The following is a 13,308-nucleotide window of genomic DNA, read 5'->3' as shown; positions in this document are numbered from 1 at the left end:
CAGTTAGCATAATTTATTCGGCATCATCGCATCCTGCGTGAATGGGAATTATTCTCATTTAATGGGTCTTAGAAAAAGTCGAGATTAGCGATGAGCGTAAAGAACGGGGTAAAACAGCCGAAGAAACGGCTGTCGGTGCGGCCATTCCACATGGCGGCGTGTCTGGCATTTGCAGCAAGTCACGGGGCTTGGGCGCAACAGGTGTCCACGACACAGGCGGCGTCGGACGCAAGCGAAAAAGCACTGCCGACAGTCAAGGTCACGGCGGCGCACGACACGGAGCAGCATCTGAGGGAAGACGTCAGCAGCGGGGCCCTCGGCGCGCGCTCGCAACTCGACACGCCGTTTTCCACCACCGTGGTCACCAGCGAAGAATTGCAGGATCGTCAGCCGTCCAAACTCGGCGCCGTGTTCGCCACGGACGCCTCCGTATCCGACAACGGCAACGCCTACAACGCATGGGCCACCTACGTGACAGTGCGCGGCATGCAACTCGACTGGCAGTCGGGCTTCAAGATCGACGGCATGCCCTTCAACAGCTATGGCATCACGATGCCGTACGAGCAGCTCGAAAAAGTAGAACTGCTGAAGGGACTGACCGGCTTTATGTACGGCTTCGGCGCGCCGGGCGGCGTGGTCAACTACGTGACGAAAAAACCGCCGGTGTCGGCCACGCCGGTGCGCAGCGTCGACATCGGCTATCAGACCGATGGTGTGTGGACCGAGCACGCGGATCTCGGTGGACGTGTCGGCCCGAACGGCATGTTCGGCTACCGCCTGAATGCGACGCACGAAGAAGGCAAGACCTATAACGAAGGTAATGTGCGGCGCGATGCAGTGTCGCTGGCGCTCGACGCCCGCATCACCCGCGACCTCAAGGCCACTTTTGGCGCGCTGTATCAGGAGCGTCATTCGAGTGGCATCACCGGGGCGATCTCGACGGCGCAATACACCGGCACGAGCCTTCCGCGCACCTTCAGCGGTGGGACGGGCGACCTCTCCGGTCCCGACCAGCATCTGAACACGAACGTTCAGCTCTACACCGCAGGCGTGCAATACAACCTCGGCCAGGACTGGACAGTCAACGCAAACTACAGCTACAGCAAAAGCTCGCGCGATCGCAACGAGAGTACGTACTACCTGCAAAACGGCGCCGGTGATTACACGGATAGCCGTTTCGCCGGCAAGGAGGGGCACCAGCTGAGCTTGTGGCAGGTGTCGGCGCAAGGCAACGTCAAAACCGGCCCGTTCGAGCATCAGCTCGTGTTCGGCGCGGCTTATCAACGGCAAACCAACGACTACGGCGCGAACAGTTTCTTCGGTCAGATCGGCACCGGCAACCTCTACCTGCCGAACACCAATACCTTCGACGGTGCGTCCAACTACACCACCTATCGCGACAGCGACATCACGCAAAAGGCCTTGTTCGCGAGCGATACGATCCAGCTGACGCAGCGCTGGTCGGCACTCGGTGGGGTGCGTTACACGAACTACGAACAACACGGCTACTCGACCACCGGTGCGACCACGTCGACATACAGCCAGAACGGTGTCGTGACGCCGACCTTTGCGCTGATGTTCAAGCTGGCGCCGACCACCACGCTGTACACCAGTTACGTCGAATCGCTGGAAGCGGGCACCGTGGTGGGCGACACGTACGCGAACCGGGGCGAATTGCTCAAGCCGTTGCGCAGCAAGCAGTACGAAGTGGGGATCAAGAGCGAGCATGCGCGCTGGAGCGCGACGGCCGCGCTGTTCCGGATCGAACGCGGCGCGGCGTATGCGAACAGCGCGAACGTTTTCACGCAGGACGGCGAGTCGATCTTTCAGGGTGTGGAACTTGGCGGCGACGTACGTCTAGGCGCGAGCTGGAATGTCGGCGGCGACGTCATGTGGATCAACACCCAATACGAGAAAGGCGCGGCCAACAACGGCAATCGCGTGGCCGGCGCGCCGCAGTTCGTCGTGGCGGGTCATGCGACCTACTCGGTGCCGTATGTGCCGGGCTTGCGTATCGGTGCCGACGCGAAGTTCACGGGCAATACCAACGTGCGCCCCACGGCCAATCTCAACGCGCCGGGCTACATGCTGGTCAACCTCGGTGCGAGTTACGCCACGCGCATAGGCGGTTACGACGTGACGTTCCGCGCGGCGATCGACAACCTGCTCAATCGCCGTTACTGGGAGTATCAGTACGCGGACTACGTGACGCCGGGCGATCCACGCACGCTGTCACTGAACGCGCGCATCGACTTCTGAGCATGAAAAAAGCGGCACCAGGTGCCGCTTCAGACTGCTGACTAATCCCACGTTTTTCGGGGCGCGGGTCGTTTCTTCTACACCAGCCGCAGATAAATCAATTCCCGCTTGATGTACGCATAGAAGATCGGTGCCGCGACCACGCCGGGGATGCCGAACGCGGCTTCCATCACGAGCATCGCGATAAGTAATTCCCAGGCGCGCGCCTCGATCTGACCACCGACGATGCGCGCGTTCAGGAAGTACTCCAGCTTGTGAATCAGGATCAGGAATACCAGCGACATGATCGCCGCCGGAAAGCTCACCGAGAGTGCCACCGCGACGATGATCGTGTTCGAGATCAAATTGCCGATCACCGGCAGCAAGCCGACGATAAACGTCACCAGCACCAGCGTTTTGGAGAGCGGCAGCGTGTCGTGAAAGATCGGCAGGATCACCAGCAGGAAGATGCCGGTAAAGACCGCATTGATCGCCGAGATCTTGACCTGCGCGAATACGATGCGGCGGAATGCATCGGCGAAACGGGTCACACGCGTGACGAACGCTGTGGACAGCGGCAGCCGTTGCATATGCTTCTGCGCCCCGACCGCGATGATCGCGCCGATGATCATGCCGATCAGGATGTGCGTGAAGCCGCGCGCCGCGGTCTTGCCGCTTTGCTGCAGCATGTTCGCGTGCGTCTGCATCAGTTCGGCCGCCTTCGCCTTCATCTGCTCGGTATCGACCGGCAGATAGTTCGCGACGAATTGCGGAATCCGGCCGCGCGCCTGGTCGATCAGCTGCATTGCCTGGTCGAGCAGCTTCTGCACGCTCGGCACGTCGTTCTCGAAATGTTCGATGATGCCGAGTGTCAGCCCTGTCAGCGCGCCGACTATCACCACCGACAGGATCACCACCGCGAGCCAGCGCGCGCGCTGACTTGACATATGCCGTTCGATGCGCGGCGCGATGGTGTGCACGAGTTGAAACACGAGCAGCCCGGCCAGCAAGGCGCCGAGCAGCTTCAGTTCGATGACCGCCCACATTCCGAACAGCATCAGCACGTAACTGCCGATTTCGACCGCCGACAGTCTCGGCAGGCTCATGTCGCTAGTCAGCCTGACCGGGCGTGGGCGTAGGTCCTGCACTTGCCCGTCGTCGCGCGCCTGATTCCGCTTGGCCATGGCTTATTCCGTCTCCAACCCGTGTTGTGCAGCGTTACTTTTTGCTGGCAATGCGTTTCAGCAGAGGCGCCAGATATTTACCGGTAAAACTTGCCTTCGACTTGGCAACCTGCTCCGGCGTGCCTTGCGCGATGATCTGACCGCCGCCGGCTCCGCCTTCGGGGCCGAGATCGATCACCCAGTCGGCGGTCTTTATTACATCGAGATTATGCTCGATGATCACGACGGTATTACCCTGGTCTCGCAAACGATGAATGACTTCCAGCAGCAATGCGATGTCGTGAAAGTGCAGACCGGTGGTCGGCTCGTCCAGGATGTATAGAGTGCGACCGGTGTCGCGCTTGCTCAGTTCCAAAGATAGTTTGACGCGCTGCGCCTCGCCGCCCGACAGCGTAGTGGCCGACTGGCCCAGCCGGATATAGCCCAGACCCACGTCCAGCAAGGTTTTAAGCTTGCGAGCGACGACCGGCACCGGCTTGAAGAACTCGTAGGCGTTCTCCACCGTCATGTCGAGCACTTCGCTGATGTTCTTGCCTTTGTATTGGACGTCCAGCGTTTCGCGGTTGTAGCGCTTGCCATGGCAGAGGTCGCAGGGCACGTAGACGTCCGGCAAAAAGTGCATCTCCACCTTGAGCACGCCGTCGCCCTGGCAGGATTCACAGCGGCCGCCCTTCACGTTGAACGAGAAGCGGCCGGCTTCGTAGCCGCGTTCTTTCGACGCAGGCACGCCCGCGAACAGTTCGCGGATCGGCGTGAACAGGCCCGTGTAGGTGGCCGGATTCGAGCGCGGTGTGCGGCCGATCGGCGACTGGTCGACGTTGATGACCTTGTCGAAGTGCTCCAGACCTTCGATCGATTCATACGGCGCCGGCTCAGCGGACGAGCCATACAGGTGATGCGCGACCGCGTGGTACAGCGTGTCATTGATGAGCGTGGACTTGCCCGAACCGGATACGCCGGTCACGCAGGTCAGCAGGCCGACCGGCAGATCGAGCGAGACGTGCTGCAGATTATTGCCGTACGCCTCGACGATGCGCAGACGGCGTTCGTCCGGCGCCTTGCGCTCGTCCGGGAATTCGATGTTGCGGGCGCCGGACATGTACTGCCCGGTCATCGACGCCGCGTTGGCCTCCACCTGCTTGGGCGTGCCTTCGGCGATCACCATGCCGCCGTGCTCGCCCGCGCCAGGACCCATGTCGACCACGTAGTCGGCCATGCGGATCATGTCTTCGTCGTGCTCGACGACGATCACCGAGTTGCCCAGGTCGCGCAGATGCTTGAGCGTGGCGATCAGCCGGTCGTTGTCGCGCTGATGCAGACCGATCGATGGTTCGTCCAGCACGTACATCACGCCGGTCAAACCGGAACCGATCTGCGATGCGAGGCGAATCCGCTGCGCCTCGCCGCCCGACAGCGTTTCCGCGCTCCGTTCGAGCGACAGGTAGTCGAGCCCGACGTTATTCAGGAACATCAGGCGCGCGACGATTTCCTTGACGACCTTGTCGGCGATCTCGCGCTTCGATCCTTCGAGCCGCAGCGTCTGGAAATAGCCAAGCGCATCGCGCAACGGCCAGCCGCTGATTTCGAAGATGCCGCGCGCGTCGCTGTCCGAGCCGATCCGCACGAAGCGCGCTTCCCGGCGCAGCCGCGTGCCGGCGCAAGCGGGGCAAGACTGGTTGTTCTGATACTTGGCGAGCTCTTCGCGCACCGCGACTGAATCGGTCTCGCGGTAACGCCGCTCCAGATTCGGGATGATCCCTTCGAACACATGCTCGCGCACGGAAGTGCGGCCGCGTTCATTGATGTACGAGAACGGAATTTCCTGCTTGCCCGAACCGAACAGCAGAATCTTGCGGACTTTCTCCGGCAGATCTTCGACGGCTGTGTCGATGTCGAACTCGTAGAATGCCGCGAGACTTTGCAGCATCTGGAAGTAGAACTGGTTACGCCGGTCCCAGCCCTTCACCGCGCCTGCCGCCAGCGACAACGACGGATGCGCCACCACCCGCTTCGGGTCGAAGAAGGTGATCTGGCCGAGGCCGTCGCATTCCGGGCAGGCGCCCATCGGGTTGTTGAACGAGAAGAGGCGCGGCTCGAGCTCCTGCAGCGAATATGAGCAGATCGGGCAGGCGAACTTCGAGCTGAACAGCTTCTCCTTGTCGGTATCCATTTCCAGCGCAATCGCGCGGCCGTCGGCGAGACGCAGTGCCGTTTCGAACGATTCGGCGAGGCGCTGCTTCATATCGGGGCGCACTTTCAGCCGGTCGACGACGACATCGATCGTGTGCTTGTCGTTTTTCTTGAGCTTCGGCAGCGAGTCGACGTCGTAGATCTTCGCGACGCCTTCGTTGGCCGTGCCGCCACCTGAGCGCACCCGGAAACGGATGAAGCCCTGTGCCTGCATTTCCTCGAACAGTTCGACGTGCTCGCCTTTGCGGTTCGCCACCACTGGCGCGAGGATCATTAGCCTGGTTTCTTCCGGCAAAGCGAGCGCCGCGTCGACCATCTGCGAGACGCTTTGCGCTTCCAGCGGAATTTCGTGGTCCGGACAGTACGGCGTGCCGACCCGTGCGAACAGCAGCCGCAGATAATCGTGAATTTCGGTGACAGTGCCGACCGTGGAACGCGGATTGTGCGAGGTCGCTTTCTGTTCGATCGAGATCGCAGGCGACAGGCCTTCAATCAGATCGACGTCCGGCTTCTCCATCAATTGCAGGAACTGGCGGGCGTAAGCGGAGAGACTTTCGACGTAGCGCCGCTGTCCTTCCGCATAGAGCGTGTCGAACGCCAGCGACGATTTACCCGAGCCGGACAGGCCCGTAATCACGACGAGCTTGTGACGCGGGAGGTCGAGATTGACGTTCTTCAGGTTGTGGGTGCGAGCCCCACGGATACGGATTTGTTCCACGCGTTATTCCATCACCTGGCCATTAGCTGGCGGAAAGAGGAGGAGGCTAAACCTGCTACTATAACGACTTTTCAAGACCGCCGTTACGGCTTCCTGACAGCCTGAACGGGCATCAAGGCAAGCTGTAAGGCAGCAGTCCAGCGCCGTGGGGAAGAGGTCTAACTGGGGCCGTTTTCCGCGAGTACAAGGCGCCGCGAGGCGTGCGGGCCGTGTGCAGCAAGGCCGCTGGCCCGAATGCCGCGTCGCATGCTTGCCGCCGTCCTGCCGTCCCGTGGTAAGCCGCCTGGGTGTGGCCGTCCTGCGGGGAAGGTCCGCCCGCGGTGTGCCGCCCCGATCATTCAAAGAACGCTCCCGATGTCCAATCCGTCCGCTACATCCCCACGCATGAGCGCGCCTGAAATGCGCGCGACCGTGTCGCTTGCCGCTATCTTCGCGTTGCGCATGCTCGGTCTCTTCATGATCATGCCGGTGTTCTCGATCTACGCGAAGACCATCCCTGGCGGCGACAACGTGCTGCTGGTGGGGATCGCGCTCGGTGCGTACGGCGTGACGCAGTCGATGCTGTACATCTTCTATGGCTGGGTCTCCGACAAGATCGGCCGCAAACCGGTCATTGCGACCGGCCTTCTGATCTTCGCGCTAGGCAGTTTCGTCGCGGCAGGCGCGCACGACATGACGTGGATCATTGTGGGCCGGGTGATTCAGGGCATGGGCGCGGTGTCGTCCGCGGTGATCGCGTTTATTGCCGACCTTACCTCTGAAGAGCATCGCACCAAGGCGATGGCGATGGTCGGCGGCAGTATCGGCATTTCGTTCGCAGTGGCGATTGTCGGTGCGCCGATCGTGTTCCAGTGGGTCGGCATGAGCGGCCTGTTCACACTGGTCGGTATCTTCTCGATTCTGGCGGTCGGCCTGGTGCTGTGGGTCGTACCCGATGCACCCAAGCCTGTGCACGTGCGCGCGCCGTTCGCCGAGGTGCTGCATAACGTCGAACTGCTGCGCCTGAACTTCGGCGTGCTCGTGCTGCACGCCACGCAGACCGCATTGTTCCTTGTCGTGCCGCGCATTCTCGAAGCCGGCGGCCTGCCGGTCGCGTCGCACTGGAAGGTGTATTTGCCGGTGATGGGCCTCTCGTTCGTGATGATGGTCCCGGCGATCATCGCCGCGGAAAAGCGCGGAAAAATGAAAATCGTGCTGCTGTCGGCGATCGGTCTTATCCTGATCGGACAGTTGTTGTTGGGCGTCGCACCGCATACGATTCTGAGTGTGGCGGCGATCCTCTTTGTCTACTTTCTGGGCTTCAATATCCTTGAAGCGTCGCAGCCTTCGCTGGTGTCGAAACTGGCGCCGGGTACCCGCAAGGGCGCGGCGGCCGGCGTGTACAACACCACCCAGTCGATCGGTCTTGCGCTGGGCGGCGTGGTTGGCGGCTGGCTGCTCAAGGTGGACGGCCAGAGCGCGGTCTTTTTCACTTGCTCGGGGCTGGTGTTTTGCTGGCTTATAATCGCGGCAAATATGAAACAGCCGCCGCGCAGGAAGGCGTAACAGCGCCCCCAACCCTGGCACTTCGCGCCAGGTCCCCCGAGGGGGACTTCCTTCGGTGCGGAAAACCTGGGGCGGCCAGGCGCTTTCTTGACAGAACTCACCCGGCGGCGGGCTGAGGCGCAGTTCCGGTCTCCGGCCCGCTGGCTTGAGACGTGAATCGCGCATTGCTGCGCCGCCCGCAACGGAATTAACAGGAGAAACTCATGGCATCCGTGAACAAGGTCATTCTCGTCGGCAATCTCGGAGCCGATCCGGAAGTCCGTTATCTTCCGAGCGGCGACGCAGTGGCGAACATCCGCCTTGCGACGACGGATCGGTACAAGGACAAAACGTCCGGCGAAATGAAGGAAGCAACCGAATGGCACCGCGTGTCGTTCTTCGGCCGACTTGCGGAAATCGTGTCGGAATATCTGAAGAAGGGCTCGTCCGTGTACCTGGAAGGGCGCATCCGCACCCGCAAGTGGCAGGCTCAGGACGGCACCGACCGTTACTCGACCGAAATCGTCGCCGAGCAGATGCAAATGCTGGGTGGCCGTGGCGGCGCGATGGGCGGCGGCGGCGACGAAGGTGGTTACAGCCGCGGCGAACCGTCGGAGCGTAGCGGCGGCGGTGGTGGCGGCGGTCGTGCGGTTTCGGGCGGCGGCGCCTCGCGTGGCGGCAGCGGTGGTGGCGCTGGTGGTGGTTCGAGCCGCCCGAGCGCGCCGGCCGGCGGTGGCTTCGATGAGATGGACGACGATATTCCGTTCTAACCCCGGCTATCGCCGAGTTAGTACCCAGAACCCCGCTTTCGAGCGGGGTTTTTTTTGCCTTCAGCACCCAAAGGCAAAAAACCATCACCGGCTGAGGTGCTCCAGCGCATCTCTCATCGGCACACTGGAAATGACAATCGGCCCGGTAAACGGCGTATCCAGGTCGACGATCACATAGATCGCAGAAGCAATCGACACTGCCCCAAGCGAAATGGTGACCAACGCCAACGCGTTGCGCGGCGCGATCAATCCAAAGCTGAGAAAAATCACGCACAACCAGAACGTCAGTGTCATGAAGAACGGCTGGGAAATTGAACTGTGCGCTTCCTCGATGATTTTCCATCGAGCATCCACAGTCCGCCGATATTGCGTCAACGCGTCATCGAGCGCGCGCTGTTGTAACGGATCGTGCGCCTGCAATTGCCGCAACTGCCTGCCCACCGCAGTCAGCATATCGCCGAGTCGCACGTTCTCCAGCTTCTGCGAGTTGTCCTGCGACCCGATGTCCCTCGGATAATCACCGGCTGGAGCGGATTCGCCAGGCCAAGTCGACGCAATCGCCGCCGCCGTGTACACACGCAGCAGGTGCCGGGCCTCATTGGTATCGCCGCCGTATTCCCGCAAGGTCGTGTCGAACTCGATCAGGTCAGCCGCAAAGGTACGTAAATCGTTCGACTCGGTATCGAAACTGGATTTCGCGGATGCCGTCATCAACCCGAGCACCAAAGCGGCAAACGTCACAAGCATGCCCATAACCAGTTGGATGAGTTGCACGGTTTCATGCGCCTTGTGCTCCTCAGGCAGCAACGGCCGCACCCACACGCCCAAGCCCGTTCCAACAAGCAATAAAGCGAAAACTAGCAGAGCCGAGCCTATTTCTGACATAGAAATGCTCCGGAGACGCGTGCTTCGTCACTTTCTACCAACCACCGCTCGCCGGCCACCCGGGTAGTCCAGCACATGTACTTGCGCGAGTGGTCGCTGACTTCCGCTCGTATGTTGATGTATCGCAAACGTATGCGCCATCAACCATAAAGTTTTCTGTAATCCCGCCGTAGACCATCTGTGTGGCGTTCGCTTAATTTTTAAACAAGGGTTGCGGACTTGGCCGATGGGCTTGGGCGCAGCACGCGTGGCCGAGGCTAATTTTTTGAACAGTCGGTCAGGCAGCCCAATGGAGACAAGTCCGATGCTGAAAAATCTGTCGATTCGAACCAGCCTTACCCTGATGATCATGTTCTTCGGTGCCGTGCTGCTGTTCGGCGCCGCCGCCGGACTCTTGTCGTTGCGTTCGAGCAACGCGTCGCTCCAGCAGATGTACACCGTGGATACGCCCGCAGTCGCCGACCTCGAAGGGAGTGCCGGACAACTGCTGCGTCTGCGTCTGGCTTTGGCGACCTACGCATCGTTGGTCGATCTGAACGATCAGGACGGCGCGAACGCGGTACTCAAGCGCTTTGATCAGTATCAGAAATCATCGAACGACCGTCTTGCCCACTATGTGAGCCGTGCGAGCACGGATGCTGACGAACAGCGCCTGATCAAGGACATGCAGGACAAGCGCGACACCTTCCTGCACGAGGGCATTGATCCGGCACTGGCTGCGCTCAAGTCCGGAGACAAGACCGCATTCGAACAGTTGCAGGCGCACAAACTGCCTTCGCTCTACAGCGCGTACGAAAAGGCGATGCTCACGCTTGAGCAATTGCAACTCGATCACGGTGCCCAGCGCTATCAGGATGCGCAGGATCTGTTCTACGCGATTTGCGTTGCGGTGGCGATCGGCATGGCGCTGTCGCTGCTGGGCTCCTTGATCGGGCGGGCTGTCATGGTGCGGGCAATTGTCAACCCGGTCGACGCGACCATTGCGCAGTTTCAGCGGATAGCCAATGGCGATCTGACTAGCCAGATCGACGTGACGAGCAATAACGAAATGGGCCGCCTGGCTGACGCATTGCGCAAGATGCAGAACTCGTTGATCGAGACGGTGAATGCAGTGCGTCACGGCACCGAATCCATCGATACCGGTGTGAGCGAGATCGCGGCAGGCAATACCGATCTGTCGCAACGTACCGAAGAGCAGGCCGCATCGCTTGAAGAAACGGCGGCCAGCATCGAAGAACTGACCTCGACGGTCAAGCAGACGGCAGACAACGCGAAGCAGGCGAGCTCGCTGGCGCAGGGTGCATCGAGTCTTGCTGCGCAGGGCGGTGATTTGACCGAGCAGGTGGTGGGCACGATGCATGGCATCGTCGACGACTCACGGCGGATTGCTGACATTGTCGGCGTGATCGAGGGCATTGCTTTCCAGACCAATATTCTGGCGCTCAATGCTGCGGTCGAAGCGGCGCGCGCGGGCGAGCAGGGTCGTGGTTTTGCGGTGGTGGCGAGTGAAGTGCGGTCGTTGGCACAGCGAAGCGCGGCGGCGGCCAAGGAGATCAAAGGGTTGATCGATGCTTCGACGGCGCGGGTGCAGGCAGGCTCGCAACTGGTTGAACGCTCGGGCTCGACGATGACTGAGATTGTCGAGGCGATTTCTCGCGTGAGTTCGATTATGGGTGAGATTGCGGCGGCGGCGATCGAGCAGAGTACCGGGATTGATCAGGTGAACCTGGCTGTTGCGCAGATGGACGAGGTGACTCAACAGAATGCTGCGCTGGTTGAGCAGGCTGCTGCTGCGGCTAGTTCGCTGGAGGAGCAGGCTCGCAGGTTGACTTCGGCGGTGGCTGTGTTTCAGACGGGGAATGGGGTTTCTTCTTCTGCCGTTCGGCGGGGTGGATTTGCGGCTGTGCCTGCGATGGGTGACTTGGGTGGGCCTGTCACGGTTTGATGTTTTTCTGCTTGCGCGGCGGGTTTTGTCTGTTTGCCTACGGCGTTGGCCTTTCCTTGAATTCTTATTGGTCTATTAGCGTTCGCCCCTGTGCGGGGCAGGCACTTACTTCTCTTTGCCGCCGCGTAACTATTCAGCGGCCGGCAGGGGCGAAACGACCAAACCGGCAAAGCTCAAGGCCAGCGCATCGATCAGCGAGCGGTTCTGCTTACGCAAAGTGGCGAGATAGGAGCGGATTGTGCAGAACGCCTCCATGCCGCAGACAGAGCGGAAACACCCTGATATTTTCTGCTTGAGTTTGGGCATGCGGATATCGCGCTCGGCCAGATTGTTGTCGAACGGCACACGGTGATCTGCAATAAAACGCCATACCTGGCGCGTCTGTGTGTGCAGGCGGCGCAGCAGATTGTAGGCAAAGCTCTGCCTGATCTTGCCGCGCCGCTCCTTGCGCCTGGACTCGCGCGCCTGCTGGGGATTAAGCCTGTCTCCCAGAGCAATCAGCGCCCGACTTCGCCTGGCGTAATAGCGCTGGCGCGATCGACTCAGTGCCGTGTTGCCGCAGGCCAGACTGAGCTCACTCTCGCGTTTGGCCTGACACAGCAGATCAATCATCTGCTGGGCCCACGCCTGCCCGGTGGACTCCAGCACAAACACCAACTCGCGCAGATGGTGGGCATTGCATAGCGCATGGTCGCAGTCATAGTAGGCATACGGTCGCCAGCCGTCATGTACCGCGATGCCCGTGAAGCCAGGCAGAATGCCGAAACTGTCGAGTGCCTCGCGACCGCGCTTGTGGTGCGCACCGTACCAGCTCAGCGTGCGCGTTGACGCGGTATGCAGCCAGTGGGGCGTACGTCCCACGCGCATGCTGCTCTCATCGAAATGCACGACCGGCTGCTTATGCAGTGCCTGGCTGATCTGTTCAACTGCGGGCGCCAGCAGATGTGCTGCCTGATCAATGCTGTGCTGCACGGTGCCGGTACTCACACGCAGACCGAACAGATCCGTCAGCGCCTGAGCGGTGCGTCCCACTGGCAGTTGCTGGTACTGCGTCAGATAGACTGCCGCGGCGCGCACCTGGGCACCGTACTGCACCGCCTGGCTTACGCCTTCGGGAAACACGCCCGAATGACGTTTGCCGCAGCGACACTGTGCGATCTGCACGCGATGTTCGGTCACCTCAAAACGCGTGGGCGGCAAATCGATCACCTGACGTCCTTCAGTCACCACGGTGATCCGTGTGGAATCAAGCCGTGCCCCGCATGCATCGCACACCCGCGCCACCGGGTGAATCTCAATGTGATCGGGTTGCGCCACGCGTTTTAGCGTCTTGCCTTTATGACCGGGCTGCGCTCCCGGGCGTGCACCGCTTACGCCGCGCAACGACTTCGGTTTGCGCTTCGGGCCGTCGCTTGATGGTGGCTTGCTGGAGTTATGACTGTCCTTCTCAAGCTTCGCCTCAAGCTCGTTCAGACGCCTCACAAGATCGACGATCAGTGCGTCCTTCTGTTCAGGCGTCAGATCCTTGATGTCGGGCATCTTCGTCATGTCCTTCACTATGCATGGCCTGGTTCCAGTTTACAACCGCTGAATAGTTACGCCGCCGCAAAGAGAAGTAAGCAAGAGAAAGCGGCTCACCCCGCTAATTCTTAAGCGGGTCCCCCGCGCAGTTGCGGTAGTGGTGCATCTGGAATCCGTGCTCCCGCACATTCAGCCCTGTGACAAGGCAGTCATACTTCCCGCCTCGCACTACGCGCTCGCCGGAAGGGTTCATCAGGAAACATGGGCTCCGCTTGGGTACGGTGGGAGCCATCGGCTTTGCCTCGGCGAAATGCCGAAGGGAGCACGGGTGCG

At 60.8% G+C, this 13,308-nt stretch carries 8 protein-coding genes; 4 read left to right on the top strand and 4 right to left on the bottom strand.

Going from position 1 to position 13,308, the window contains the following annotated elements; all coding sequences use genetic code 11:
• Positions 1-90 precede the first annotated feature (90 nt).
• On the top strand, positions 91-2,259 hold the full coding sequence (locus tag ACUN0E_RS39560) for a TonB-dependent siderophore receptor (RefSeq protein WP_445570026.1): 2,169 nt from the start codon (positions 91-93) through the stop codon (positions 2,257-2,259).
• Between the two features lie 77 nt (positions 2,260-2,336).
• Here the strand turns inward: ACUN0E_RS39560 and ACUN0E_RS39555 are convergent, their stop codons facing one another.
• Both ACUN0E_RS39555 and uvrA read right to left on the bottom strand, forming a co-directional pair.
• Positions 2,337-3,422, bottom strand: coding sequence for an AI-2E family transporter (locus ACUN0E_RS39555; protein WP_408239660.1), 1,086 nt, complete (start codon positions 3,420-3,422; stop codon positions 2,337-2,339).
• A gap of 34 nt (positions 3,423-3,456) precedes the next feature.
• Positions 3,457-6,330, bottom strand: a complete 2,874-nt coding sequence (gene uvrA, locus ACUN0E_RS39550) for an excinuclease ABC subunit UvrA (protein WP_445570025.1) — start codon at positions 6,328-6,330, stop codon at positions 3,457-3,459.
• 354 nt (positions 6,331-6,684) lie between these two features.
• On the opposite strand from uvrA, the gene ACUN0E_RS39545 reads away from it, so the two are divergent.
• Both ACUN0E_RS39545 and ACUN0E_RS39540 read left to right on the top strand, forming a co-directional pair.
• A complete protein-coding gene (locus ACUN0E_RS39545) occupies positions 6,685-7,875 on the top strand; it encodes an MFS transporter (protein ID WP_445570024.1) in 1,191 nt (396 codons plus the stop codon).
• 203 nt (positions 7,876-8,078) lie between these two features.
• Entirely contained in the window at positions 8,079-8,624 is a 546-nt protein-coding gene (locus tag ACUN0E_RS39540) for a single-stranded DNA-binding protein (RefSeq protein ID WP_408239669.1), read from the top strand.
• Positions 8,625-8,708: 84 nt separating this feature from the next.
• On the opposite strand, the gene ACUN0E_RS39535 is transcribed toward ACUN0E_RS39540, so the two are convergent.
• Positions 8,709-9,509, bottom strand: coding sequence for a bestrophin-like domain (locus tag ACUN0E_RS39535; protein WP_445570023.1), 801 nt, complete (start codon positions 9,507-9,509; stop codon positions 8,709-8,711).
• 304 nt (positions 9,510-9,813) lie between these two features.
• On the opposite strand from ACUN0E_RS39535, the gene ACUN0E_RS39530 reads away from it, so the two are divergent.
• Entirely contained in the window at positions 9,814-11,454 is a 1,641-nt protein-coding gene (locus ACUN0E_RS39530) for a methyl-accepting chemotaxis protein (protein ID WP_445570022.1), read from the top strand.
• Positions 11,455-11,583: 129 nt separating this feature from the next.
• On the opposite strand, the gene tnpC is transcribed toward ACUN0E_RS39530, so the two are convergent.
• A complete protein-coding gene (gene tnpC / locus ACUN0E_RS39525) occupies positions 11,584-13,002 on the bottom strand; it encodes an IS66 family transposase (RefSeq protein WP_445565280.1) in 1,419 nt (472 codons plus the stop codon).
• Between the last annotated feature and the right edge of the window lie 306 nt (positions 13,003-13,308).

The organism is Paraburkholderia sp. D1E, from assembly GCF_052682275.1.
This window is presented reverse-complemented; position numbering and strand designations above follow the sequence as displayed.